Origin of the sequence: Ekhidna sp. (assembly GCF_040220215.1) — a bacterium.
Classification (GTDB): domain Bacteria; phylum Bacteroidota; class Bacteroidia; order Cytophagales; family Cyclobacteriaceae; genus Ekhidna.
This window is the reverse complement of the sequence record NZ_JAVJTR010000005.1, coordinates 89,391-115,576: the sequence shown is the minus strand read 5'-3', so window position 1 is coordinate 115,576 and position 26,186 is coordinate 89,391. Positions and strand designations below refer to the sequence as shown.

Below are 26,186 nucleotides of genomic sequence, written 5' to 3'. Positions count from 1 at the left end.
TGTATCGATTTTTTACTGGCCGATTAAATTATTTCGAATAACGAGGATTACTCTATACTCAGCGATAATATTCAACATATTTATAAGCATGTACCTTATTTAGCTATGTCTTTAGCTTATAAGGATTCATATGCGATTAGTTAATACCTTGTTTACCCATTTTATCAGAAGATACTCTCTGTCTATTCTGATGTTAGTGTTTTCTCAGTACACTAACGCAAACTTTCCCACGGAAGAAACTGTAAGTGATATCATCCCAATAACATCATCATTTACAACCTGTTCAACCCATTCTCAATCAACCAATTCTTCCATAGGATTTAACGAATACTTTTCTAACCTATTTGATAGCTCAAGATGGCCTGCACGCTGGACATGTGGAGATTGGGCTGAGAACGAAGGCTGGCTTTATATCTTTTCTGATCTGACCATATTTCTGGCTTACTTCTCCATTCCAATAATGCTCTTATTCTATGTCCGAAATGTCCGACTAGGTAGGTTGAGATGGCTGATTGGCTTATTTGGCACTTTTATACTCCTGTGCGGTTTCACTCATTTGATTGATGTGATTCTATTTTGGAATCCAATGTACCGATTGAGTGGATTTGTGAAATTAATGACCGGAGTAGTATCCATTGGTACCTCAGTGGTTCTGGGCTTTGTAATACCAAAAGCACTGAAGTTCAAAAGTCCAACAGAAATGCAGGAAGAGATCGACGAGCGAAGAAAGCTTCAGGACCTGTTTGATTTATTCCTAAAGAACAGTCCGGGTGCTATTGCAATGTTCGATAAGGAAATGAATTACCTTATGGTCAATAACAATTGGCATAGGGACTACAATCTGGAAGGGGAAAATATTATTGGAAAATCACATTTTGATCTATTTCCTGAGTTGCACAATATGCCAGACCGAATAGCTTATTATGAGCAGGTATTGAACGGGAATACCATTCGTAGAGAAAAGGAAAATATTGTTATAAATGGAAAGACTGAAATTTGCAGATTAGAGCTATTGCCATGGTATGATATTGATGGATCCATCGGCGGCATTATTCAGTTTACAGAAGTACTAACTGAGACCGAAAAACTTAAAGAAGATCTGAACAGTGTAAAAGAGCAGGCACGGACTCAGTCTGAAACTATTTTTGAGTTATCACATCTGGCACAAATTGGAACCTGGGAATACTTTATCGAAAGTGGAGAACTTAAATGGAGTGACGTAGTTTATGATATACATGAGGTAGAAATTGGTACAAAAATCGAAGTAGATGAAGCCATCATGTTCTACCACCCTGAATATCGGGAAATCATTTCAGATGCAGTAAATGAAGCAATATCCTCGGGTAGGAGCTATGACCTGGAATGCAAATTGATAACTGCGACTAACAAAGAAATTTGGGTAAGAGCCATCGGACAGGCGGTATTTGAAGGCAATGAAGTAGTTGCAATGAAAGGCCTTTTTCAGGACATCAACGCGCTCAAGCAGAGTGAAAGGATATTAACTGCCAACAATAAATACCTGGAGGAGAAGGTCAACGATAGAACCAAGGAACTGAGTGACACAATTGATCATTTAAAAGCTACTCAAAGTCAGCTTATAGAAAGTGAAAAACTAGCCTCACTTGGTCAGCTTTCCGCTGGTGTAGCCCACGAGATTAATACTCCATTAGGTGCAATAAATGCTTCTATCGGATCTTTACAAAATTCATTTTGGAAGTCCCTGGAATTACTAACCAAGTTACAGTCAGTTATTGGTGCCAATGAAGCGAGAATGTTGCATGGTCTTCTCAGTGAAGGGGCCAGTCAGAAAGAAATTTTATCTACTCGTGAAGAACGGGTGCTTAGGAAAGAGCTCACCCAAACGTTGAAATCCTGGAAGGTTGAAAATAGCGAAGTTCTAGCCGATCGATTAGTCGATATGAATATTAGGACCGACTTAGACCCTTTTAAAAATTTGATTTTGCACGATGATAGCGAGCCAATGTTGGATCTGGCATATCATCTTAACAATGAAGCAAATTCAGCAAAAAACATTGAGTTGGCGGTTCAGAAAGTAAGTAAGACTGTTTTTGCACTTAAATCATACGCCCGATTTGATGAAAGTGACATTGAGGAAGAAGTAGACATATGTCAAAATATTGAAACAGTTCTGGTTCTTTATCATAATCAACTGAAACGTGGGATCAACGTGACAAAAAACTTACCTGATAAAAAGGTTATGATAAAATGTCAGCCCGATAAGTTAATTCAGGTCTGGACTAATTTGATTCATAATGCCATGCAGGCTATGGAATATTCAGGGGAACTGATTATAGATCTGGAAGATTCGGCAGATGAGGTATATATAGCCATAAAAGATTCGGGCCCGGGAATACCTGAAAAGATTCAAAAAAAGATTTTCAATGCATTCTTCACCACAAAGCCTGCTGGAGAGGGTAGTGGATTAGGACTGGATATAGTTAAGAAAATTATTGAGAAGCATAAGGGACATGTATGGTTTGAAACCAATGAAAGCGGAAGCAAATTCTTTGTCAAATTACCTAAAAATAATTAATAATGAGTGACCAATACGATAGAGCGATTTTATGTATAGATGATGAAAAAATCATCCTGGATAGTCTGAAGTCCCAAATAAATGAAGAATTCAATTCGAGTTTTAAAATAGAGCTCGCTGAAAGTGCAGAAGAAGGATATGAGATTATTGATGAACTGTTTGGTAATGGGATTCGCCTTTTAATTATTGTTTCCGATTGGCTGATGCCAAATATAAAGGGGGATGAATTTCTTGCAAATGTGCATGTTAAATATCCCGGGATAGTAAAAATCATGCTCACAGGTCAGGCGGATCAAACAGCAATGGACAATGCTTTTAAGAAAGCCGGTTTATATAAAATTATCCATAAACCATGGTCGAAAGATGAACTGATTGATTCAATAAAAGAAGGAATTAAACTTTCGAATTAAAGAAAACAGCTAAAAAGATGGGAAATACAATTGTTAAGAATATGAAATCGAATGAGACCGTTAAAAGTCTACCAACGATACTTTGTGTAGATGATGAAAAGATAATACTTGAATGTTTGAAGATTCAAATTCAAAACTTTTTTGAAGGAAGGTGCCATGTTGTGCTTGCAGAAAGCGGCGAAGAGGCGCTTGAGATTATTGATGAAATGAGAAGTGATGAAATGATGCACCCTCATTTGATCATATCGGATCAGATTATGCCGGGCATGCGAGGAGATCAGTTTTTAACCCAAGTTCACAGTAAATATCCCGATATCGTGAAAGTGATGCTAACCGGAATGGCGCAGGATGAGGACATAGAAAGAGCTTATGAGTTAGCTAATCTTCGTAAGGTTATACTTAAACCATGGTCTGGTGAAGAACTACTGGAGACCATTAAATATGGTTTAAGCGAATATCAAACTATAATTGAAAATCGCAAAGCAGACGGTAGAGCTTCTGCATAGATTTTTAGTTTATACAATGATCAACGAATAATAAGGTTTAATGCCAATCTGTTAAGTGAAGTGCTGAAGTACTCATACTCGCTTGATATGCCGCCTAAACCTCTTGTGAATACGAAGCATTCACACATTCTCATAGTCAATATCCACAGTTCCTCATGAACCGAATCCCTAAAGTATAAATGGTGGGAAGTACTGCCTGCCGCAGGTAGGGATTACTCATACACACTACCATGCCGCTCGACCTTCGTGAATTCGCTGCGCTCATTTATCTCATACGCGCTTGGTATGCCGCACACCCCTTCGTGATCCGCCATTTGGCGGATTCGAACCATCTGGTTCTCATCCAATTCCTAAAGTATAAAGCCAGACTATGCCTGGCTAATGTGGGAAGTACTGGATTCGATCGGACCGGCGTTCCGGCCAGCGACCCCCGCTGACCAAGATTAAAGTACCAATGTGAAAAGTGGGAAGTACTGGATTCGAACCAGCGACCCCCGCCCTGTCAAGGCGGTGCTCTAAACCAACTGAGCTAACTTCCCATGCAGAAGCCCCAAAAATAGAAAAAGCTGACCATTTTGATCAGCTTTTTTTGTCGGGGTGGCAGGATTCGAACCTGCGACCCCCTGGTCCCAAACCAGGTACACTAACCGGACTGTGCTACACCCCGTTCCCGACATTTTTCGGTCCCGTTTCCCAAAACGGAACGCAAATGTAGAAATTCAATATTTAAAATTCCTTCCCGTAGTTAATTTTTTTTAAGGAAATATTCAATATCTGTTTTAACCAAATGTTTTGAATCATAATTGATACGCCAATTATATGATTTCAACTACATTTATATGCAAATCAATCATTTAATAGATACACTATGAAAAAGATTAAATACCTGATTTTTAGCGGTTTGATTTCATTAACATCTCTTTCAGCTTCGGCTGGTGAGCCCGACACAAAGAATACAGATCCTCGGGAGAGGGTTGAGCAATTAGAAAACAGAGTTCAGGAAATATGGGGGATGGATTTTTCAAATATGGATAAAGTAGAAAAAGCCGCACTAAAGGTCGAGGTAAAGGACATCAAAAAAGAGTTGAAACAAGCTGGTCTTGATACCAAAGTATCAATTTCTGTTGGTGCAATAATTATCATTTTACTTTTGCTCATCCTATTGACCTAAAAATATGGTAGGAACTAAACCATCCCGGTATCCAAGTAGAGGTACCGATGACAAAGAGACCTTATATCAAATCATTGATGAAGGTCTTTTTTGTACCATCGCTTTTTTGCGTGATGACATTCCCCATCAAATACCTACCGGTTTTGCACGTGTGGACAATGATATCTACATCCATGCTTCTTCAAAAAGTCATTTCATTGAGCATATAATTGATCAGGATGTAAGCTTTTCCATAACACACCTTGATGCGTTGGTATTAGCTCCCACAGCGTTCGATCATTCATTTAATTATCGTTCGGTAATTGGCTTTTCGAAAGTTGAGGAAATCACCAATCCTTCGGAAAAACTGAAGTTTTTCAATCTATTCACTGATCGGTATGTGCCGGGAAGAATAGCAGATGTGGGTGAGCCATCACCTGAACAGGTGAAGATTACAAAGATTGCGAGACTCTCACTTGATAATGCTGCAGCGAAGATGCGGGTAGGTGATGTGAATGTGAAAATGGAAGAAAATTCAGCCTGGTGTGGGATCATTCCTATTCATAGAAAATACGGCTCACCTGAAATGGATCACCAATTACCAAAAGATAAAACTTTACCTGACTATCTAAAAAAGATGATCAATGGATTTGGCAAGTCTTAAAACAAAAGATAACCGAGAAGCAAACAGATTCGAGCTGAGCGTAGATGATGCAGTCGCTTTCATCGATTACAAAGTGGGGAAATCAGGAGATGTGTACATGGTTCACACAGAGGTTCCAAAGAAATTCGAGGGACAGGGAGTTGGCCATAAGTTGGTGAGAGAGTCATTGGAAATTATTGAAAATAATGATTGTCATATCGTACCATTATGTCCTTTTGTAAGATCTTTTATTCAAGATAACAGGTCGGATTATCATCATTTGTTATCTGAAAAAGCTAAATTGTAAGTATGGCAGAAAAAGTAAAAGAATACGAAAGCGAAGAACTCTCAGTCATATGGAAACCAGAGAAGTGTATTCATTCTGAGATATGTTTCAAGGGTCTTTCTGATGTTTTCAACCCCAATCAGCGTCCTTGGGTGAATGTGAATGGAGCTGACGACAAAGTAATTAAGGAGCAAATTGATAGATGTCCATCAGGCGCATTATCATACAAACTTAAGAATGAATCACCAAGCGAAGAAGTAATAGAAGATGAGCAAATTGTAGAAGTGTCAAAAGGTGGACCGCTTTTGGTTTACGGGAACATTAAAGTGAAACATCATGATGGTTCAGAAACTTCAAAACATCGTGTGACTGCATTTTGTCGATGCGGAGCTTCTTCCAATAAACCTTACTGCGATGGCAGTCATAAAAAAATCGATTTTAAAGGGTAATTTTTTTAGCTAGGCAAAACATATACTCACCAATGAAATCAGAAAATAACAACAATTAATTGAGATCATAGAAAGATAATCACATTTTCGAAAAAATTAATGAAAGAGCTGTTTCTGATGTAGATTCTTACCACCTGCAAAAGGTTGATAGGGAAGCATTTAGAAAGGAGTATTAAAATAGTAGCGTGGGGGAGATTTGAACTCCCGTCCGCCAGCTGGCGGATAAGAATCCGACGCTCTAATGAAATTTTATTTGGATCTTCTCCCAAACAAATTGCCTTCCTTTAGCAGATTTCAATTGTTTTTCTCGCCGAGAAGCTTCATTTTTATTACGACACTTTTCTAGATAAGCAAGTCTCCATGGTCTGTATTTTACAGTGAAGCCTCTTGTGCCGGTATAAAAATGACTCATTAGTCTTGCTTTGATGTTTGAAGTTCTCCCGATATAGATTTTATTGAATTTGGGAGAATATAAAGCATAAACAAAGTGGTGCATTATACAGAGCAAGAGGACAATAAAGAGTAGCGTGGGGGAGATTTGAACTCCCGACCTCCGGGTTATGAATCCGACGCTCTAACCAACTGAGCTACCACGCCATTTAGATTTTGAGTAAGCCTTCCAGGCCTGTCCCTCAAAAAGGAACGCAAATCTATAAAAGATTTCTTTTCTGAGATGGGCTTGTTGGAATAGATTTTTTTTTTACCTTATCAAAAAATTCACAGCGTATGGCTAAGCACAAATATGTAGGGGAGTTTGAATTCAATGCATCAAAGAAGATGCTCTACCCGTATTTCAGTACTGCATCCGGTTTGGCACAGTGGTTTGCCGATGATGTGAACATCAACAATGAGGATAAAGTATACACTTTTATCTGGGATGGCGATGAAAGCAAAGCAAAGCTCACTTCTAACAGAACCAATCACCACGTCCGATTTGACGTTATTGATGATGATGACGATGATGATAATAACTTTTTTGAGTTTAAGATTGAAATGAATGAACTAACTCAATCTGTTTATGTCCGTATCACAGATTATTCAGACATGGATGAAGAGGAGGCAAACGAATTGTGGGAAACACTTATTCATGATTTGAAAGAAATTGTAGGAGGTTAACCATCCACCTGTATTCTGGTACTTTTCTTGCTAACATCCTATTCTCTAATTTTGCTGCCTTTTGAAATGAATCCCGAAAAATTTGGATGAGTTCATCTGTGTCAAAGAAATCATTACCTGCACATGAAAAAGTTGGATGTATTAATGCTCAAGTCCTTTATCGGACCCTTTCTGCTTACCACTGCAGTGTCTAACTTTATTTTACTTATACAGTATTTGCTCAAGTATTTTGATGATTTTGTAGGTAAAAACTTAGGTTTTACTGTTTTTGCTGAATTACTTTTTTATTTCTCGTTAAATATGCTTCAGGTAGCCTTGCCACTTGGGGTTTTACTGGCGTCATTAATGACTTTTGGGAATTTAGGGGAGCAGTTCGAACTGACTGCAATTAAAAGTTCAGGAATTTCTTTACTTAGGACTCTAAGACCAATTTTCCTGTTTATTGTGGTATTATCAATTGGTGCATATTTCTTCAATAACTACACCATTCCTGCTGCTAACTTAAAGGCGTACAGTTTACTTTACGACATCAAACACACCAAACCAGCATTGGATATTAAGGCTGGTGCTTTTTATAATGGTATTCCCAATTATAGTATTAAAGCAAAAGAGAAGCTATCCGATAGCAAAACATTATTGGACGTAATCATTTATGACCACTCGGAGGGTAGGGGCAATAAAACAATCATTCTAGCTGATTCAAGCTTGATGTATACAATTTTGGATGATAGATACCTAAAGCTTGAATTGTATCGGGGGCATTATTATTCAGAAGAGGCTGAAAACAAAAGTGAAATAGATCGGTTTTATCGTACGGATTATGATAAAATGGAGATGGTGTTCAGCCTGGCTTCATTCGATTTGAAACGTCGAAAAGAAGAGCTTTTTCAGAATAACAGACAGATGAAAAATATTAGTGAACTTGCCCATGATATTGATTCATTTAAAACTGCTATTGTAAAACAGAAGACATATTTGATTCAAGGATCTAAGCGATATTTCAAATATCACTTAGAAAATAAAACCATTATTTTAGATAAGGGAAGGCTCAATGATGTGGATATTGATGAAGACAGTATTCAAGTATTTGATCAAACAATAAAAGCATCATTTTTTCCTGTCACATTACTTGACTCGTATTTAGGTAAACAAGAACCACAGCAAGAATCAGTTCTCCAAAGTCAAAAATTTTCAAAACCAAAGTTTGATTCAACTACAATACGTCTAAAAATAGATCTTTCTCAGAGAAGGATAAATCTGGATTCTACTGATATATCCTCGTTAAAAATGAACGTTATTGATAGTATTTTAGACCGAAAGTCTAGTTCAAGGAAGGCATTATATTCTGATGCATTAAATAAAGCCCGGAACGTCAAAGTAAGTCTTAGCTCGGTAAAAACACGACTATACCAATATCAAAAAGACGCTAATCTGTACACCATTGAGATGCAAAAGAAATACGCTCAGGCATTGGCTTGTATTATCATGTTTTTGATCGGAGCACCTCTAGGTGCTATTATTAAGAAAGGTGGGTTGGGTGTCCCTACCATAATAGCCATCTTCTTTTTTATCATTTATTACATTTTTACTAGTATCGGAGAGAAGCAGGCCAAAGAAGGTGTGTTGGATCCATACATTGCTTCGTGGATGGCCGATGCGATTCTTTTGCCGTTCGGTTTATTTTTCCTAAAGCAGGCCAGGGTCGATGCTCGATTATTCGATATTGATGCCTATCGCATTGGAATAGAAAAGCTTAAGCGTAGATTTGCTCGGAATAAGAACAAAGCGTAAATTTGCGCTTCAATAAAAAGAGGTAGACGATTTTAGAATGTATCTAGCAAAAGAAAAAAAGGAAGAAATTTTTAAAGAGCACGGAAAGTCAGCTAAAGACACAGGGTCTCCTGAGTCTCAAATTGCGTTATTCACAACCCGAATCAACCACCTGACAGACCACTTGAAAACTCAGAAAAAAGACCATGCGTCAAGATTAGGTCTTTTGAAGTTAGTAGGTAAGAGAAGAAGACTTCTTGATTACTTGCACAAAAGCGATATCGAAAGATATCGTAGCATCATCGCGAAGCTTAACATCAGAAAATAAAAAATTAAGGGGAATCAAATTTCTGATTCCCTTTTTTGATTGTAAACACCAAAGGACAAAACGTGTCCTTTTTATCAATTTATTATGAACGTAATTACTAAAACCTTCCAACTTTCGGACGGCAGGGAAGTATCCATTGAAACAGGAAAGCTTGCAAAGCAGGCAGATGGATCTGTTGTTGTTAGTATGGGAAAAGCCAAACTCTTGGCAACTGTGGTTTCTTCAAAAGAAGCCAAGGAAGGAGTGGATTTCTTACCACTCTCAGTAGACTATCAAGAAAAATTTGCAGCTGCCGGAAAAATCCCGGGTGGCTTTTTGAAAAGAGAGTCAAGGCTCTCCGATTATGAAGTTTTAATTTGCCGATTAGTAGATCGAGCTCTAAGACCTTTATTTCCGTCGGATTATCACGCAGACACCCAGGTGTTTATACAGCTGATATCTGCAGATCCGGAAGTAATGCCAGATGCTCTTGCAGCACTTGCCGCATCTGCTGCCATCTCTGTTTCAGATATCCCATTTGGTGGACCGATCTCTGAAGTACGAGTTGCTAAGGTAGATGGAGAATATAAAGTGAACCCAACCCCGGAAGAGATGGCAATTGCTTCTCTTGATTTGATTGTTGCCGGAACAGCTGACAACATCATGATGGTGGAAGGTGAGTCCAAAGAAGTGGACGAGTCTGAAATGCTGGAGGGCATTAAAAAGGCTCATGAAGAAATTAAAGTACAATGTGCAGTGCAGGTGGAGCTGGCTAAAGAAGCCGGGGCTACAGAAAAGCGTGAATACGATCACGAACCGAAAGATGAGGAGCTGAAAGCCTCCATGCACAAGGCTGTTTATCAAAAACTATATGATGTAGCTGCGAAGAAAAACCCTAATAAGTCGGAAAGAAAAGAAGCTTTCAAGGCGGTTTATGATGAATACATTAAGCAGTTCTCTGAAGAGCAATTGCAAGAAATGAATGACTTCTTGCTTGGAAAATACTTCCACGACATAGAAAAAGAAGCAGTTCGAAACTTCGTGCTTGATTCTAAAGAACGAATTGACGGAAGACAGCCTGATGAAATCAGACCAATTTGGTCAGAAGTAGATTACTTGCCTTCCGCTCACGGCTCGGCAGTATTCACCAGAGGGGAAACGCAATCATTGACTTCTGTAACGCTTGGCACCAAGCTTGACGAGCAGATGATTGATGGAGCTATGATTTCCGGGTACAATAAATTCATTTTGCACTACAACTTCCCTGGTTTCTCCACCGGTGAAGTAAGGCCAAACAGAGGTCCTGGAAGAAGGGAAGTGGGACATGGTAACCTTGCTATGAGAGCATTGAAGCCTATGATTCCTACGGAAGATGAAGGAAATCCATATACTTTAAGAGTGGTTTCTGATATCCTTGAATCTAATGGATCATCATCTATGGCGACTGTATGTGCAGGAACAATGGCCCTTATGGATGCTGGAATCAAATTAAAGAGACCTGTTTCAGGAATCGCTATGGGAATGATTTCTGATAGTGAGACTGGTAAATATGCGATCCTTTCTGATATTCTTGGTGATGAAGATCACCTGGGTGATATGGACTTTAAAGTAACAGGAACTACTGAAGGTATCACAGCTTGCCAGATGGATATTAAAGTAGACGGACTTTCATACGAAGTACTATCAGAAGCACTCGCTCAAGCGAAGAAAGGAAGGCTTCACATTCTCGGTGAAATGGCTAAAGCAATCACTGAGCCAAGATCTGAGCTTAAATCCCATGCACCACGGATGGTGCAGTTGAGAATTGACAGAGAACTTATAGGTGCGGTGATCGGACCTGGCGGTAAAATCATTCAGGAAATTCAGAAAGAGTCTGGTGCGACTGTGAATATTGAAGAAGATGAGAAAGGCGGAAAAGTGAGCATCTTTGCTGTTGATGGTGATTCATTAAACAATGCATTAGCTAGAATTAAAGCAATCGTTCAGCAACCTGAAGTTGGTGAAGTGTATGATGGTAAAGTAAAGTCGATCATGCCTTTCGGAGCGTTTGTTGAATTCCTACCTGGAAAAGATGGTCTTCTTCACATTTCTGAAATCAAATGGGAGCGTGTGGAGAATGTAGCTGATGTAATGGAAGAAGGAGAGGAGATCAAAGTGAAGTTGATCGATATCGATAAGCGAACTGGTAAATTCAAGCTTTCGAGAAAGGTTCTTCTTCCTCGTCCTCCTAAGCCGGAACCAGCAGAAAAGACCGAAGAGTAATCTTCAGGACACTTTAGAATTTTATATTGCCCGTCGGGCACAAAAGCTAATAAGATGGTGTTCTGATCAGGACACCATTTTTTTATAAAAGATTATTAAGAAACAAATGCCAACAGAGAAAGTAAAAGTATTGATTATAGGATCTGGTCCAGCAGGTTTTACAGCTGCAGTTTATGCTGCAAGAGCAGGTTTAAAGCCTGTTTTATATCAAGGAGGACAGCCTGGTGGCCAACTAACCATCACCAATGATGTGGAGAACTATCCAGGATATCCTGATGGAGTTATGGGACCGCAAATGATGATTGATTTCCAGAAGCAAGCAGAGCGATTTGGAACAGATGTTAGAAGTGGAATGATCACTTCGGTTGATTTCAGCGGATGGCCACATAAGGTTACTGTAGATGAAAAAACAGAGATTGAGGCTGAGGCAGTTATTATTTCAACAGGAGCTTCTGCTAAATGGCTTGGGCTGGAAAGCGAGCAACGATTGAATGGTAAAGGTGTCTCTGCTTGTGCAGTTTGTGATGGTTTCTTTTTCAGAGGACAAGACGTAGTGATAGTTGGTGCTGGAGATACTGCAGCTGAAGAGGCAAGTTATCTTTCTAAGATTGTAAATAAAGTTTATATGCTTGTTCGCAGGGATGAGATGCGAGCTTCTAAGATCATGCAGCAACGTGTAAAGAATGCACCAAATATTGAAATTCTTTGGAACACGGAAACCAAAGAAGTGCTAGGTGATGAGGAAGTAGAAGGTGTAAAAGTTGTGAATACTCAAACAGGAGAAGAAAGGACTATTGTGGCTCAAGGATTTTTTGTTGCTATTGGCCATAAGCCAAATACGGACATCTTTAAAGGATGGATTGATATGGATGCGCAAGGATACATCAAGGCCATTCCGGGTACTTCAAAAACCAATGTTCCGGGTGTGTTTGCCACAGGGGATGCCATGGACAAAGTGTACCGACAAGCAGTAACTGCAGCAGGAACCGGATGTATGGGAGCTTTGGATGCTGAAAAATGGATTGCAGAGAAAGAGGTTGAATTAGCTGAAGCCTAGATTGAAAGGAATTTTAGAATTTAAAGCGAGTCCTAAGGACACCACCTATTTTTTGATAATATCAATCAATAATTTGTAATATTATTAATCATAGGATTGCGAAAAAACAATCCCAACAACTCGTTTTCAAGAGCTATGATCCTAACAACAGGTGTTATCGTTTGTCCATTTTTAGAATTGGATGGTGGATTGGTAGGTTTAATCACAGTTTCTTTATTGCTATAGTTCTGGTGTTGGAGTCATACTTAAAGGATGTAATTTGAAAGCGAAAAAGGAAAAAACGAGAGCTCAAACACTCTCCGAAATCACCCACCCGGCGCTCCAGCAGGCCTGAAAGTTGAAACCTCCGGTGAGGGCATCAATGTCCAGTACTTCACCGGCTAGGTACAGGTTGGGGAATCGTTTGCATTCAAACGTGTTTAAGTCAACCTCAGATAATTTGATGCCACCAGCGGTAACAAACTCCTCTTTAAAAGTACTCTTGCCATTCACCTCGTATCGTCCCTGTCCCAGCTCTTCCACCAGCTTATTTATCATTTTTTTAGAAAGTTCACCAAAAGGGGTTTGGTCACTTATTTCACAATACTGAGTCATTCGTTCCCAGAATCGCTTGGGTAAATCAAACAGCGGATAGTTGACCACTTTTCGTTTGGGGTTGGACTGCATGTAGCTCGTAATGTGATTTCTAATCTCATCCGGTTTCATGTCTCCAGTAAAATTGACCAAAACCTCAAAATGATAATTCTTCTTTGCCAGCTCATAGGCACCCCATGCCGATAGTTTTAGAATGGCCGGGCCACTCAATCCCCAGTGAGTAATAAGCAAAGGTCCTCGCTCGGTGAGCTTTGTTCCGACTACTTTAACAGAGGCTTTTTCAAAGGACACTCCCTGTAAGTCTTGAATTCGTTCATCTTTGATATTGAAGGTAAACAAGGACGGAACAACGTCTGTCATTTCAAGCCCCGTTTCTTCTAAGACCTTCCAGGTAGCAGGAGAGGAGCCGGTGGCAACTACTACTTTGTAAGCAAAGATTTCTTGCTTGGAAGTGGTAATCTTCCATTGATTTTCGATTTGTTCCAGTTTGGTTACTCCTTCATTTAAATGGAGAGATATTTTATGTTTTTCTGCTGCTTTAACGAAACAATCAATGATGGTTTGAGAATTATCCGTGACCGGAAACATACGTTTGTCGGCTTCTGCCTTCGTCTGCACACCATGCTCTTCAAGCCAACGCACCATATCTTCAGTAGAAAAGGTCTTGAAAAGTGAATGAAGTTTTTTGCTCCCTCGCGGATAGAATTTCACCAACTCGGATGGGAGCGATCGTTCATTCGTCACGTTACATCGTCCACCTCCCGAGACCTTCACTTTCTGAAGAATCTTTCCTGATTTTTCAAGAATCGAAACCCGATAGTTCGGATGCTTCTCAGCAATATTGATGGCGGTAAAGAAACCAGCAGCACCTCCTCCGATGACGATGACATTCACAAAGACGAAGTAAGCTAAAAATCTTGATTTCAATCGATACAGCCTTGCCATCTCGACAGAAAGGAGAGATATTTACTAAGGGATTGAAGAAAAATAATATTTCTCGCTACTCTGACAGATTAATGTTTTAATTCCAACTGAAAAATCCATGGCCTATTGTTATTTCAAGGGTGAGGTAGTAGATGAGTCAAAAGCCTCCATTTCCATTCACAATGTTGGAGTTCAACGTGGTTTTGGAATCTTCGATCTTTTCAGAGGTCGACAAGGCAAACCTGTTTTCATGGAGGATCATCTGGATCGCTTTGATCGTTCGCAGCAGTTCCTGGGATTGGACTGGCTTATTGAGAAAGAAGAAATCAGAGAGGCTGTTGATGCACTCCAAAGGAAAAATAGATTTAAGGAATCTGCTTTTAAACTGATGCTACTGGGAGATGGAAGTGAGACTGAAAAGACACTGAAACCTTTCTTTTACATCACCAATTCAGATCTTTCCAATCATAAGAATCCGGATTCAGCGGCCATCATTCTGCACGAATATCTGAGGGAATATCCGGAGATTAAAAGCATTAATTATCTCACCAGTAATTACCTACATCGCAAGCGAATGAAGGCAAACGCAATAGATATAATTTATCACAAGGATGGGTTCATCTCCGAGGCTTCACGAAGTAATGTGTTTGTAGTGCGCGATGGAGAAATGATTACTCCAAAGGGTAACATTCTGGCAGGAATCACCCGAAAAAACATATTATCAATCGCAAATGATATTACAAAAATCCATGTTCAGGAGCTTTCGCTTGCAGATTTCAAATCAGCAGATGAGATATTCATTACCAGCACATTGAAAGAAGTGTTGCCAATTATTGAAGTGGATGGTGTAAAAGTAGGAGATGGTCGAATTGGATCGATTTCAACGCAAGTTATAAAGCGATTTTCCGACCATCTCCATCAATAATCACTCATCTTTCAGGCACTTGGACGGGTTGATATTTGCAGCTCGCAAAGCTTGAGAGCTCACCGTCAGCCATGCAATCATCAGGGAGATAATGGCAGTTCCCATAAAGATCCAGAAGCTTAAATCAATTTTATAGGCAAAACTTTCCAGCCATTTATCCATAAAGTAGTAGGAGATCGGAATGGCAATAATGATTGAAATGCCTACCAGTCTGGTAAAGTCTTTCGAAAGCATCATAACAATATTTGAAACAGACGCTCCCAATACTTTTCTAATGCCTATTTCTTTAAGTCTTCGCTCTGCTGTGAAAGTGGCTAGTCCGAATAAACCTAGACATGAAATGAGGATGGCGAACCCAGCAAAATAGGAGGATAGTGTCCCAATACGTGTTTCTGATTCGTATAATTCCTGATAGCTTTTATCCAAAAATTCATACTCAAAAATGAATCCCGGACAGAACGTTTCATATAGTTCCTGCACTTTGGTCATGGCGAGTACTTCTTTACCGGCCTCTAAACGCACAGCGGTATTCCAGGTATTCCCCAACCAAAAGAAAGCCGGATCGACCTCTCGATGGATGGATTGATAATGAAAATCTTTCAACACTCCAACAATCTGCAGATCATGCTCATCCCACAGTTTAATGGTCTCTCCAATAGCTTCCTCAGGTGTAAAACCCATCACTTTTACTGCCGCTTCATTCACTACAATTTTAGTGCTATCTGCGCCGAATTGCTTATCAAACCATCGTCCGGCAACCAGTTCCATTCCCATGGTTTTTTGGAATTCATGATCTACCCGAATGTTCTCGAATAGGATTCGTTCTTCCGGTTGTTTCGTTCGCCAATCCAGCCCGCTGGTATTGTTCATTTGATGAAGAAGTGTGTGACTGGTGCCAGCCGCAGATACTACTCCAGGAATTTTACGTAACTCAGTGAAAAAGGCATCTCGTTTGTCTTGAATTGTTCCTTCCTGGCTGAAAAAGACCACATTATCACGATCGTATCCAAGGTTTTTGGTGAGTGCATAGCTGGTTTGCTTATGGATCACAATGACACCTACGATTAATATTATCGTAATAGTAAACTGGAATATTACCAATCCTTTTCTTGCCCAAACCTCACCTGCAGAGCTTTTAATTTCTCCTTTAAGCACTTTCACCGGATTGAAGTGGGTGAGATACAATGCCGGATAACTTCCTGCCAAGAATCCGGTTAAGATCACCGTCGCAATGGAAAAAGTGATGATCTGAGGAGTCAGTTCCAGAGAAATTGCTTTGTCAGTAATAAAGTTGAATTGAGGCAAGAGAAGCAACACAAATACGTATGCCAGTACCATCGAGAAAAAAGTAATCAAAAGAGATTCTCCGATGAATTGTTTGATCAACGTTTGCCTATCTGCACCGATGGCTTTTCTTACGCCTACTTCATGCGCTCGTTTAGAAGCGCGGGCCGTGGATAGATTCATGAAATTAATGCAGGCGATAACCAGTATGAAAATTGCGATGATGGAAAAAAGCCTTACATACTCAATCCGACCCCCATCCTGAACACCATTGGTGTACTTTCCGTAGAGATACTGCTCCGAATACTTTTTCAAAAACAAATCGACATTGCTATCACCGTCCTCATTTTTAGTTTTCACATAACCAGATATCTTTTCGGTAACCGCTTGTTGTTCAACCCCTTCTTCTAAAATCACATAGGTATGCGGACCATTGTTGCCCCAGCTTTTCACCCATTCATTATCATCTTTGAAGTCTTCAAATGGCAAGACAAAATCAAATCTGTAAGTGGAGTTTTTAGGAATGTTTTCGAAAACGCCTGTTACGATAAAATCCCGATCGTTTTCATAGCGAAGCGATTTACCAACGGCACTTTCTACGTCACCAAAGAATTTTTCTGCCAGGTTTTTTGAAATACAAATGGATGATTTGTCTTTCAAAACATCAGCAGGATTTCCTGCCAAAAGGGGATAGGTGAAAATATTGAAATAATCTTCACCCACATGGAAGCCCTCTTCTTTGAAATACTTATCGTTATTATACGACAGCAATGACTTACCAATCCATGTTGTGGTAGCGGCATATTTAATATCCGGGAAGTCAATTTTCAGATTCTCAGCAAGTATTCCTGGAGTAGAATTGGTTGCGAACATTTCATTGGAATAAGTCTGAAATTCCATGACTCGGAACAGCCTGTTGTCTTTTTCATGAAATTTATTCACACTTAATTCATCCTGTACCCAGAGGTAGATGAAGAAGGCACAAGAGAGTCCGGTTGTTAGCCCAATAAGGTTAACAAGGGAAGATACTCTGTGACGGAAAAAATTGCGTAGGGTAATTCTGAGGTAATATTTGAGCTTCATGGCAGGCTGTTTAATTAAGGATGACTGAGATAAAGAAAAGTTGCATTTTGATACTAATTGTACCGTGGTTTTTGACCTAGGTTACAAACTGATGAGAATATTTTTTCTGAAAAAGTTTTTGGAAGTTCAAAAACTTTGATTCAGCTTTGACCCATCTTTTCAGAAATGAAGAGGTAAAATTTATAAAGAAGCACGGAGAGACAGGCTCGTTGATGTGCTAGCAACCTCCCGACCACTTGGCGGGAAGGTGCTAATTCCTGAACTTTTAAAGTGAATATAAATTATGAAAAACGCACACAAACACATTCAGGACATCCAATTGCTCAACACGCACACTAGATTTATGTGCTGTTGCTGCCGTTAATTTCTGATCTCTAAGCCAAGAGGTCTGTCCTTAAATTTCCCTTTACTAATTTCTTAAATCCCGTTCAAATGAATTTTGAAACGCAAGCTATTCGCACACAATTGTCGAATGCTTCTCAGAAAGAGCATTCTGCACCGGTCTATCTCACGAGCTCATTTATCTTCGATAATGCGGAGGAGGCCAGAGCGAAATTTAATGATGAGATTTCGGGAAACATTTACTCCCGTTACTCCAACCCCAACACCGATGAGTTCATTCAGAAACTCTGTTACCTGGAAGGAGCCGAAGATGGATTGGCTACCGCAACAGGTATGTCAGCGATGTTTACCAGTATGGCAGGCCTTTTACAACAAGGGGATCATGTGTTGGCATCCAGGGCTTTGTTTGGATCCACTCATCAGCTTTTCACCAAAGTATTTCCAAAGTGGGGCATTGAACATTCCTATTTCAATCTGCATCGACCTGAGAAATGGGAAAGTCTGATTACCCCGAAGACTAAAATGATCTTTGTGGAAACCCCATCTAATCCGGGATTGGATATCGTGGATCTGGAGTATCTGGGGCAACTGGCTGAAAAGCACAATCTGATTTTGAATGTAGATAATTGCTTCGCAACGCCATACCTCCAAAACCCAATTGAATGGGGCGCGCACATTGTCACTCATTCTGCAACTAAATTCATCGACGGACAGGGTAGGACACTTGGAGGTGCAATTGTCGGGAAGAAGGAGCTGATCGAAGAACTCCGATTCTTTGCTCGTCATACAGGGCCAAGCCTGTCTCCATTTAATGCATGGGTGCTTAGCAAAAGTTTGGAAACCCTTGCAGTTCGGATGGAAAGGCATTGTGAAAATGCTTACAAGATTGCCTCTTATCTCGAAGGTCATGAAGAATTGGAATTGGTGAAATATCCATTTTTGGAAAGTCACCCACAGCGTGAATTAGCAAAGAAGCAGATGAAGCACGGGGGAGCAATTGTGACTTTTATTGTGAAGGGTGGGTTAGAGAGAGGAGTTAGATTCCTTGATAATCTAACGATGTTGAGCCTGACTCCCAACCTGGGAGATACCCGAACGACCGTAACACATCCGGCAAGTACCACACATAGCAAACTTACCGAGGAGGAAAGAGCAAGTGTAGGAATTGCTCCTGGCCTGGTTCGAATTTCAGTAGGTCTGGAAAATGTAAATGACATTCTTAAGGACATTGAGCAAGCTTTACAGGCTAGTAAAGAAAAGCAAGTGAATCCAAGGATTGAAAATCTTATATCGTCATGAGAATAAAACATCTGACATGGATAAGCATCTGTTGCATGTGTATGTACATGTGCTGGAAAATAATGCAAAGGCTACCTAAAAAGAGGTATTTGTAAAATAAAAAAAAACAAATGCAAACCCTGGTGGCCACCGAGTCATCAGGGTTTTTTTATTTAAAAACATCAGAAATTATGTCATCTACAATAACCATATCAAACGAAGCTCAAAAAGACATTCAAGAGCTTCAGAATAAAATCAAGGACTTTCATTCAGGGGATATTCCTGAGGAGCGGTTCAAGGCTTTCAGATTAACCAGAGGAGTTTATGGCCAGCGTCAACAGGGGGTTCAAATGCTTCGTATTAAGCTTCCGTATGGAAAGGTCACTCCGGATCAACTGCGGGTTATCTCCCATATTGCTGAGGAGTATACCAATGGGAATCTGCATTTAACCACTCGTCAAAACATCCAGCTGCATCACATCCCATTGGATGATACGCCGAAGATATGGGAACGTCTCGAACGTGTAAGAGTAACGCTGAGAGAAGCATGTGGGAATACCGTTCGTAATGTAACAGCTTCACCTTTAGCCGGAGTTGACTCTGACGAGCCTTTTGATGTAACTCCCTATGCGGATGCGGTATTCCAATATTTCCTCAGAAACCCAATCTGCCAGGATATGGGAAGAAAGATTAAAATAGCCTTTTCATCAAGTGAAAAAGATGATGCATTCGCCTACATCCATGATTTTGGATTCATACCTAAGGTGAAAAGCGGCATTAGGGGATTTAAGGTCTTGATAGGAGGAGGGCTGGGAGCTCAGACTTTTTTTGGTCAGGAAGCATACGACTTTTTACCTGAGGAAAAAGTTATTCCTTTTATTGAGGCTTCACTCAGAGTCTTTGACCGACATGGTGAGCGAGAGAGAAGGCATAAAGCACGGTTAAAGTTTTTGGTTGATCCAAAGAAAGGATTGGGTCTGGATGGTTTTCTTAGGTTGGTGGATGAAGAGTATAAGTCTTTGTCGGATCAGGTTTATCCGATTCAATTTGAAGAAGAGGTCTATACTACATTTAAACGCCCCCATTCCAACTATGCTATTCATCATAAGGATGACTTTGAAAAATGGCGAAGAGTCAATGTCGTTGAGCAAAGGCAGAAGGGATTCTTTGCTGTCAAATTGAAAGTTCCTCTGGGTAATATTTCATCTTCATTAGCAAGAAAGATTGCATTGATTGCAGAGTCGTATGCTTCAAAAGACATTCGAATCACCATCAATCAGGGATTGCTTTTCAGGTATGTCAATAAGGAAAGCCTCCCGGCACTTTTTGCTTCACTTCATGAAGTAGGCCTGGCAAATCCGGGATTTGATACGTTGGCAGATGTCACCTCCTGCCCGGGAACAGATACTTGCGCTTTAGGTGTGACAAACAGTACTCGATTGGCTACCGAATTGGAGCAGGTGATTCATCAGGAGTACCCGCATCTGATTGATGAGTCTCAGATCAAAATCAAGATCAGCGGATGCATGAATTCCTGCGGTCAACACATGATAGCTAATATCGGATTTCATGGCAGCAGTATTAAAAATGGAGATAAAGTAGTTCCTGCTATGCAAGTTGTGATCGGTGGTGGTATTGAACCGGATCATCATGGCTATATCGCTGAAAAAGTAATTAAAATTCCAACGAAAAGAATTCCGGATGTCATTAGAATACTATTGGATGATTATGAGGCCAATGCAGAAGAAACAGAGTATTTCAATCAGTATTTCAGAAGAGAGGGCAAGAAATATTTTTATGATCTGCTCAAGCCGCTGGCAGACCTTTCACTCATTAAAGATGAAGAATACCAGGATTGGGGAACTACAGAGGAGTTTGTGCCGGAGGTTGGTGTGGGTGAGTGCGCCGGTGTGGTTTTAGATTTGATAGATACCATCTTGGCCGATGCGAAGGAGCGCATTGAATGGGCAAATGAGGATTTTGTACAGAACAAATGGGCCAATGCGATCTATCACAGCTATAGTGCATTTGTGATTGGTGCTAAAGCACTGCTTTTGAGTAAGGATATTCAGTGCAATACCCATGCAGGTATTATTCATGATTTTGAGTCGAACTTTTCTGATGAACCTGCATTCCCAATTGCAAAATCTTTTGCACAGGAAGTACTCAAGATCAATCGATATACTCCAAATGCCGCTTTTGCTAAAGCATATCTGGTAGAGGCCAGTGGATTCATTAAGCATGTATGCGATTTCCGATCAGTCAATGAAGCAGATAGAGAAAAACTGGTTATCAGTAACCACTACAAAGCCTAGCTATGAAAGATCAAAAACTAACATTGATAGGTGCGGGCCCTGGTGATCCGGACCTCATTACAGTAAAAGGAGTGAAAGCTCTGGAGCAAGCGGATGTGGTACTTTATGATGCACTTGTTTCCGAGGAGCTATTGAGGTATGCGCCTTGTGCCGAGCATATTTCGGTAGGGAAGAGAGGCGGAAAGGTAAGTGTACCCCAGCAAAGTATCAATCAGCTGATTGTAGAGAAGGCACACAAAAAAGGTCATGTTGTAAGACTCAAAGGTGGTGATCCTTTCGTCTTTGGGCGTGGCTATGAGGAACTTCAATTTGCTCATGAACATGGTATTGCCACTGAGGTGGTTATTGGGATTAGCAGCATCATGCTACCTGGTTTGTACAATATTCCACTCACTTGCCGAGGAGTTAATCAGGGTTTTTCAATTCTGACAGCTACCTCAGCAGATGGAAAGGTGAGTGGTGAAGTGAGGAAAGCCGCCAAACACGCATCTACTGCTTTGATATTTATGGGTTTGTCAAAGCTGGATGTGGTGGTTGCTCACTATCTAAATGAGGGTCGGGGAGATTTGCCTGTTGCTATCATCAGCAATGGCTCGCTCGATGAGGCACAGGTGATTGCTGGTACGGTGAATTCGATTGTTGATAAAGCCCGAGATCAAAAGCCAGCATCCCCGGCCCTCTTAATTTTTGGAGAAGGTGCAGTCTATGCAGACCGAACCAATAGTCAGACTGTTAAAAAAGAGGAGGTAGCATGACAACAGGAAATTCTCTATTCCCGATTTTCTTAAAACTGGATCAAATTGAAACACTCATTGTGGGTGGTGGGAATGTTGGGCTGGAAAAGCTGGACGCCTTACTGAGAAATAATCACGAAGCTCAGGTGACCATTGTGTCAAAAAAGATTATCGGAGAAATACGCCAAAGGCAAGGATTATCAAGACAGATCAAATTAATAGAGCGCTCATTCAGAAAAAGTGATTTAAAAGGAAAGGATATGGTAATTCTGGCTACCGATGATCAAGGACTTCATTCAAGGATAACGACAATCGCACGAAAGAAGCACCTTTTGGTGAATGTGGCAGATACTCCTCACTTATGTGATTTCTATTTAGGATCGACCGTCAAAAAAGGCGATTTAAAAATTGGAATCAGTACGAATGGAAAGTCTCCGACTTTTTCAAAACGATTGAAGGAAGTGTTGAATGAAACATTACCTGATGAAACGGATTTGCTTCTTCAGAACTTAAAGATCATTCGTGATCGTCTGAAAGGAGACTTCTCTTTCAAAGTGAAAGCATTAAATGGCATTACGAAATCATTGATTGATCGGAATGAAGTCTAATAAACAAGATAATTTGGTTCGGTTAAATGAGCGCTACCATCCCTTAAGTCCGCTTGATCGGATGGAGCGCCTCTTTTCAGAGTTTGAACATGATCGCATTTTGATGACATCTTCGTTTGGTACCACCTCTGCCATACTGCTTCACATGATAAGCAAGGTGGCACCAAACCATCCGGTCTATTTAGTGAACACTGGCTATTTGTTTGAAGAGACCCTGCAATACAAAGAAGAGGTCAAGCAGAAGCTTGCGTTAAATATTATTGAGGTTGGTGCACAGGAAAATAAGCATCAGTTCACGCAGGACAATCAAACCTGGAGATATCAAAATGACTTATGCTGCTTTATCAATAAGGTAGACCCGACTGACCAGTTGAAGAAAGGGAAGGATGTATGGATTTCGGGACTGCTAAGGTTCCAGAATGCCAACCGTCAGCATCTGAGAATATTTGAGCCCAGAAATGAACTGTTGAAGTTTCATCCAATTATTGATATGACACCCGAGGAGGTGAGTTTGTATCACACCATTTACCAGCTTCCCCAGAATAAACTCTACTACCAGGGGTACGGCTCAGTAGGTTGTACACACTGTACTGAGAAAGGTGATCAGCGGGAGGGCCGGTGGTTGAATAATAAGAAGACCGAATGTGGGTTGCATCTATAACTAATATCCCTGTTAGGGTTCCAAACCCCTAACAGGGTTGGAAATCTAATTAAAATGATTCATCGTCCGTTCCAACCCAATGGTGCAAAATGATTTGACCGCATCAATGGCTCGATCCATGTTTAAAACCAACTCATCCATTTCCTGTTTCGAAAAAGGGCTGAGGACATAATCAACCTGTTGTCCCTTATGAAAGTCATCACCTACTCCAAAGCGCAAACGGGGATAGTTGGCACCTCCTGTCAACTGCTCAATGTTTTTTAAGCCGTTGTGTCCACCGGCTGATCCTTTGGGTTTGAGACGAATCTTTCCATAGGGCAGGGCTATGTCATCGGTGATGACCAACATATTTTCTTTTGGGATTTTGTGTTCCTGGAGGTAATGGTTTACTGCTTTACCACTTAGATTCATGTATGTGGTTGGCTTGATCAAATGTAGCGTCCGACCTTTGTGCTTAATCTCCGAAGTGTAAGCCAGTTTATTCACTTCAAACTTCACTCCTTCTTCATCAGCCCATCTATCCAAGACAAGAAAGCCTATGTTGTGACGAGTTAATTCATACTCGGGTCCAATATTACCAAGACCTACGATTAGGTATTTCATTAGTCAATTTTTTGAGTTAGGAGTGAGCGATTATTTCCTTCAAAACCAACCTGACGGTAAAGTCTGTTTCCTACTTGATTAGTTTTTTCCACTTCGAGGTGGATGGCTTTTATGTCTAGTTGTTTTGCTTTTTCTTTAAGTTTCTCCAGGGTCATGCTTCCGAATCCTTTTCTTCGTTCACCAGGAATTAAATAAAATTCATCTATGAATGCATCTTTTCCACCATACTCAAAACTGAAACCAAAGGTGAGTATGATATAACCTATGGGCAAGCGATTTCTGTATAAAAGCCAGAATCTTCCTAAATGATCATTACGGATGATTTCTTCAAAACACTTCCTTGCCTTTAACTCTGAAAAAGGATAATTGTCAATGGTATAAAAATCCTTCATCATTTTCATGCAAAGTGCATAATCTGATAATGTTACCCTTTTGAAATCCATTTTTACAAAAAAAATCCCTCCACCTGTCGGTGAAGGGATTAAAGATAATAATCTGTAATGTTTATGATTCAGTAGACTCTGCAGAAGCATCTCCACCTTCAGCTGTTGCTTCGACTTCTTCACCTTCCAGTTCTTCATCTTCCGCTTCATCCTCTTTTCCTTTCAGTGCTCTTGGTACCTCGATACCTGCAAGCGTTACAAGAAGGCTGTTCAAAATTTCGTATTCTCCAACCTCAAGCTCACCTACTTTTATAGACTTACCTAGTCCAAGCTTAGATACATCTACTTCAATGTATTCCGGCATGTTCTTAGGAAGTGCTTTGATTTGCAAGTATTTCACTTTTCTGATTAGTTTACCTCCTTGCTGGATTCCTGGCGCGATTCCTACCGGGTGAACAGGGATGTTCATTTTGATAGGTGTACCTCTGAATAGCTGCAAGAAGTCAGCGTGCATGATGATTTCACTCACCGGGTGAAACTGAACATCCTGGATAATAGCCTCAAATGGTTCAGGTTCTCCTTCAATTGTTAATAAAGCAAAGTGCGCTTCGTCAGTGTACACCAGGTCTCGAAACAAGATCATTGGAGCGTAGAAGTGAATCTGGTGGTCACCGCCGTATACTACACACGGTACCATTCCTTCTTCTCTTAAGCGCTTCGCTTCTGTCTTGCCGAGATTTGCTCTTTTATACCCTATAATCTCAACAGTTTTCATAATTGAATTTGATTTAAAATATGTTTATTTAATAAATAATGAACTAATGGATTCATGATCGTGAATTTTGCGGATTGCTTTCGCAAAAAGCTCTGCCACGGTCAAAACTTTAATTTTTGAACTGTCCTGCTTTTGAGGAATGGTATCGGTGATGATTAACTCCTCAAGTGCGGATTCTTCAATGTTTTTATAAGCATTTCCTGAGAGTACGCCATGTGTAGCAATTGCTCTAACAGAATTTGCTCCCTTTTCTTTAATGATAGTTGCGGCTTTACTGATGGTTCCGGCTGTATCTACCATATCATCTACCAATACCACATCTTTTCCTTCCACATCTCCGATTACCTGCATGGATGCAATCTCATTGGCCCGCTTTCTGTGCTTATCACAGATGACCATATCCACCTCAAACAGCTTCGCATATGAACGTGCTCGGGCAGTGCCACCTACGTCCGGTGAAGCAATAATCAGATTATCAAGCTTTAGATTTTTGAGGTAAGGGTAGAAAATAGCAGTGCCATCCAGGTGATCCACCGGGATATCAAAAAAACCCTGAATCTGACCTGCATGCAAATCACATGTCATAATTCGATCTGCTCCTGCAGACGTCAATACATTTGCTGCGAGCTTCGCAGCAATAGAAACTCTTGGCTTATCTTTTCTGTCCTGACGTGCATATCCAAAATAGGGAACAACTACAGTAACATATTTTGCACTTGCTCTACGAGCTGCATCAATCATTAAAAGGAGTTCCCAGATATTGTCAGCAGGAGGGACAGTAGGTTGGATGATGAAAACGTCTGATCCTCTTACGGATTCTGTGAAATAGACGCCCATCTCGCCATCACTAAAAGTTTGCTTTTCACTCTGTCCCAGCGGCTTGCCGTAGTTATTAGCAATAGCATTTGCTAATTCTGGGTGCGCTGATCCGGAGAAAATCTTTACTGATGACATCTTTACCTAAAATAAATCCCGCCTTCGTTAGCGGGATTTGAAATCGTGTTCCCTGCGGAACTAGTTGGCCTACTAGGGCTCGAACCTAGACTCTTCTGGACCAAAACCAGACGTGTTGCCAGTTACACCATAGGCCAATACCGGATATTTTTTAAAGTGGTGTCCACCACTTCCGTTTTAACGGACGGCAAAATTAGTTTAATAATTATTAAA

At 40.4% G+C, this 26,186-nt stretch carries 25 protein-coding genes, 4 tRNA genes and 1 riboswitch; of the genes, 18 read left to right on the top strand and 11 right to left on the bottom strand.

Going from position 1 to position 26,186, the window contains the following annotated elements; all coding sequences use genetic code 11:
* Positions 1 to 130: 130 nt before the first annotated feature.
* From RIC88_RS01035 to RIC88_RS01025, 3 genes are read left to right on the top strand one after another with little or no spacing between them, the layout of a single operon-like run.
* Positions 131 to 2,554, top strand: a complete 2,424-nt coding sequence (locus RIC88_RS01035) for an ATP-binding protein (RefSeq protein WP_350215565.1) — start codon at positions 131 to 133, stop codon at positions 2,552 to 2,554.
* A gap of 2 nt (positions 2,555 to 2,556) precedes the next feature.
* Positions 2,557 to 2,964 (top strand): response regulator, encoded by a 408-nt coding sequence (locus RIC88_RS01030; protein ID WP_350215564.1) that lies wholly within the window; start codon positions 2,557 to 2,559, stop codon positions 2,962 to 2,964.
* Positions 2,965 to 2,981: 17 nt separating this feature from the next.
* On the top strand, positions 2,982 to 3,470 hold the full coding sequence (locus RIC88_RS01025) for a response regulator (protein ID WP_350215563.1): 489 nt from the start codon (positions 2,982 to 2,984) through the stop codon (positions 3,468 to 3,470).
* Between the two features lie 464 nt (positions 3,471 to 3,934).
* On the opposite strand, the gene RIC88_RS01020 is transcribed toward RIC88_RS01025, so the two are convergent.
* Both RIC88_RS01020 and RIC88_RS01015 read right to left on the bottom strand, forming a co-directional pair.
* Positions 3,935 to 4,009: transfer RNA gene (locus tag RIC88_RS01020), tRNA-Val, on the bottom strand.
* A gap of 53 nt (positions 4,010 to 4,062) precedes the next feature.
* Positions 4,063 to 4,137 (bottom strand) — tRNA-Pro (locus tag RIC88_RS01015).
* A 201-nt stretch (positions 4,138 to 4,338) separates the two neighbouring features.
* On the opposite strand from RIC88_RS01015, the gene RIC88_RS01010 reads away from it, so the two are divergent.
* The 4 genes from RIC88_RS01010 to RIC88_RS00995 are packed head-to-tail and all read left to right on the top strand — an operon-like array spanning position 4,339 to position 5,998.
* Positions 4,339 to 4,641, top strand: a complete 303-nt coding sequence (locus RIC88_RS01010) for a hypothetical protein (RefSeq protein WP_350215562.1) — start codon at positions 4,339 to 4,341, stop codon at positions 4,639 to 4,641.
* 4 nt (positions 4,642 to 4,645) lie between these two features.
* Entirely contained in the window at positions 4,646 to 5,284 is a 639-nt protein-coding gene (locus tag RIC88_RS01005) for a pyridoxamine 5'-phosphate oxidase family protein (protein WP_350215561.1), read from the top strand.
* Positions 5,265 to 5,570 carry a GNAT family N-acetyltransferase gene (locus RIC88_RS01000; protein WP_350215560.1) on the top strand — a complete coding sequence of 102 codons (306 nt, stop codon included), beginning with the start codon at positions 5,265 to 5,267 and terminating at the stop codon, positions 5,568 to 5,570. Before RIC88_RS01005 ends, RIC88_RS01000 begins: the two co-directional genes overlap by 20 nt.
* A 2-nt stretch (positions 5,571 to 5,572) precedes the next feature.
* On the top strand, positions 5,573 to 5,998 hold the full coding sequence (locus tag RIC88_RS00995; RefSeq protein ID WP_350215559.1) for a (4Fe-4S)-binding protein: 426 nt from the start codon (positions 5,573 to 5,575) through the stop codon (positions 5,996 to 5,998).
* 238 nt (positions 5,999 to 6,236) lie between these two features.
* On the opposite strand, the gene RIC88_RS00990 is transcribed toward RIC88_RS00995, so the two are convergent.
* Both RIC88_RS00990 and RIC88_RS00985 read right to left on the bottom strand, forming a co-directional pair.
* Complete coding sequence (locus tag RIC88_RS00990) at positions 6,237 to 6,494, bottom strand: GIY-YIG nuclease family protein (RefSeq protein ID WP_350215558.1); 258 nt, start codon at positions 6,492 to 6,494, stop codon at positions 6,237 to 6,239.
* 27 nt (positions 6,495 to 6,521) lie between these two features.
* A tRNA-Met gene (locus RIC88_RS00985) sits at positions 6,522 to 6,595 on the bottom strand.
* A gap of 129 nt (positions 6,596 to 6,724) precedes the next feature.
* On the opposite strand from RIC88_RS00985, the gene RIC88_RS00980 reads away from it, so the two are divergent.
* The 5 genes from RIC88_RS00980 to trxB all read left to right on the top strand — a co-directional run bounded on the left by RIC88_RS00980 (position 6,725) and on the right by trxB (position 12,510).
* On the top strand, positions 6,725 to 7,114 hold the full coding sequence (locus RIC88_RS00980) for an START-like domain-containing protein (protein WP_350215557.1): 390 nt from the start codon (positions 6,725 to 6,727) through the stop codon (positions 7,112 to 7,114).
* Positions 7,115 to 7,237: 123 nt separating this feature from the next.
* Positions 7,238 to 8,905, top strand: a complete 1,668-nt coding sequence (locus tag RIC88_RS00975) for an LptF/LptG family permease (RefSeq protein WP_350215556.1) — start codon at positions 7,238 to 7,240, stop codon at positions 8,903 to 8,905.
* 37 nt (positions 8,906 to 8,942) lie between these two features.
* Positions 8,943 to 9,212: a 30S ribosomal protein S15 gene (gene rpsO / locus RIC88_RS00970; RefSeq protein ID WP_350215555.1), complete on the top strand. Its 270-nt coding sequence runs from the start codon at positions 8,943 to 8,945 to the stop codon at positions 9,210 to 9,212.
* A gap of 84 nt (positions 9,213 to 9,296) precedes the next feature.
* On the top strand, positions 9,297 to 11,453 hold the full coding sequence (gene pnp / locus RIC88_RS00965) for a polyribonucleotide nucleotidyltransferase (RefSeq protein WP_350215554.1): 2,157 nt from the start codon (positions 9,297 to 9,299) through the stop codon (positions 11,451 to 11,453).
* A 106-nt stretch (positions 11,454 to 11,559) separates the two neighbouring features.
* Positions 11,560 to 12,510, top strand: coding sequence for a thioredoxin-disulfide reductase (trxB, locus tag RIC88_RS00960; RefSeq protein ID WP_350215553.1), 951 nt, complete (start codon positions 11,560 to 11,562; stop codon positions 12,508 to 12,510).
* 288 nt (positions 12,511 to 12,798) lie between these two features.
* Here trxB and RIC88_RS00955 read toward each other — a convergent pair whose 3' ends face one another.
* On the bottom strand, positions 12,799 to 14,049 hold the full coding sequence (locus tag RIC88_RS00955) for a BaiN/RdsA family NAD(P)/FAD-dependent oxidoreductase (RefSeq protein WP_350215552.1): 1,251 nt from the start codon (positions 14,047 to 14,049) through the stop codon (positions 12,799 to 12,801).
* 97 nt (positions 14,050 to 14,146) lie between these two features.
* On the opposite strand from RIC88_RS00955, the gene RIC88_RS00950 reads away from it, so the two are divergent.
* A complete protein-coding gene (locus RIC88_RS00950; protein WP_350215551.1) occupies positions 14,147 to 14,953 on the top strand; it encodes an aminotransferase class IV in 807 nt (268 codons plus the stop codon).
* Here RIC88_RS00950 and RIC88_RS00945 read toward each other — a convergent pair whose 3' ends face one another.
* Complete coding sequence (locus RIC88_RS00945; protein WP_350215550.1) at positions 14,954 to 17,320, bottom strand: ABC transporter permease; 2,367 nt, start codon at positions 17,318 to 17,320, stop codon at positions 14,954 to 14,956.
* Between the two features lie 177 nt (positions 17,321 to 17,497).
* Positions 17,498 to 17,603: riboswitch (SAM riboswitch) on the top strand.
* Between the two features lie 149 nt (positions 17,604 to 17,752).
* On the opposite strand from RIC88_RS00945, the gene RIC88_RS00940 reads away from it, so the two are divergent.
* The 5 genes from RIC88_RS00940 (at position 17,753) to RIC88_RS00920 (ending at position 23,258) form a co-directional block, all read left to right on the top strand.
* Positions 17,753 to 18,961 (top strand): trans-sulfuration enzyme family protein, encoded by a 1,209-nt coding sequence (locus RIC88_RS00940; RefSeq protein WP_350215549.1) that lies wholly within the window; start codon positions 17,753 to 17,755, stop codon positions 18,959 to 18,961.
* 170 nt (positions 18,962 to 19,131) lie between these two features.
* Complete coding sequence (locus tag RIC88_RS00935) at positions 19,132 to 21,255, top strand: ferredoxin-like domain-containing protein (protein ID WP_350215548.1); 2,124 nt, start codon at positions 19,132 to 19,134, stop codon at positions 21,253 to 21,255.
* Positions 21,256 to 21,257: 2 nt separating this feature from the next.
* On the top strand, positions 21,258 to 22,010 hold the full coding sequence (gene cobA, locus RIC88_RS00930) for a uroporphyrinogen-III C-methyltransferase (protein ID WP_350215547.1): 753 nt from the start codon (positions 21,258 to 21,260) through the stop codon (positions 22,008 to 22,010).
* Positions 22,007 to 22,597 carry a precorrin-2 dehydrogenase/sirohydrochlorin ferrochelatase family protein gene (locus tag RIC88_RS00925; protein ID WP_350215546.1) on the top strand — a complete coding sequence of 197 codons (591 nt, stop codon included), beginning with the start codon at positions 22,007 to 22,009 and terminating at the stop codon, positions 22,595 to 22,597. The genes cobA and RIC88_RS00925 overlap by 4 nt, the downstream gene beginning before the upstream one ends.
* Positions 22,587 to 23,258 carry a phosphoadenylyl-sulfate reductase gene (locus RIC88_RS00920; protein ID WP_350215545.1) on the top strand — a complete coding sequence of 224 codons (672 nt, stop codon included), beginning with the start codon at positions 22,587 to 22,589 and terminating at the stop codon, positions 23,256 to 23,258. The genes RIC88_RS00925 and RIC88_RS00920 overlap by 11 nt, the downstream gene beginning before the upstream one ends.
* A 45-nt stretch (positions 23,259 to 23,303) precedes the next feature.
* Here RIC88_RS00920 and pth read toward each other — a convergent pair whose 3' ends face one another.
* From pth to RIC88_RS00895, 5 genes are all read right to left on the bottom strand, one after another.
* A complete protein-coding gene (pth, locus tag RIC88_RS00915) occupies positions 23,304 to 23,861 on the bottom strand; it encodes an aminoacyl-tRNA hydrolase (RefSeq protein ID WP_350215544.1) in 558 nt (185 codons plus the stop codon).
* Entirely contained in the window at positions 23,861 to 24,304 is a 444-nt protein-coding gene (locus tag RIC88_RS00910) for a GNAT family N-acetyltransferase (protein ID WP_350215543.1), read from the bottom strand. Before RIC88_RS00910 ends, pth begins: the two co-directional genes overlap by 1 nt.
* Before the next feature lie 61 nt (positions 24,305 to 24,365).
* The gene (locus RIC88_RS00905; RefSeq protein WP_350215542.1) at positions 24,366 to 25,019 is read right to left on the bottom strand and encodes a 50S ribosomal protein L25/general stress protein Ctc; all 654 of its coding nucleotides are present in this window, start codon (positions 25,017 to 25,019) and stop codon (positions 24,366 to 24,368) included.
* A 24-nt stretch (positions 25,020 to 25,043) separates the two neighbouring features.
* Positions 25,044 to 25,973, bottom strand: a complete 930-nt coding sequence (locus RIC88_RS00900) for a ribose-phosphate pyrophosphokinase (RefSeq protein WP_350215541.1) — start codon at positions 25,971 to 25,973, stop codon at positions 25,044 to 25,046.
* A gap of 64 nt (positions 25,974 to 26,037) precedes the next feature.
* Positions 26,038 to 26,110 (bottom strand) — tRNA-Gln (locus RIC88_RS00895).
* Positions 26,111 to 26,186 lie beyond the last annotated feature (76 nt).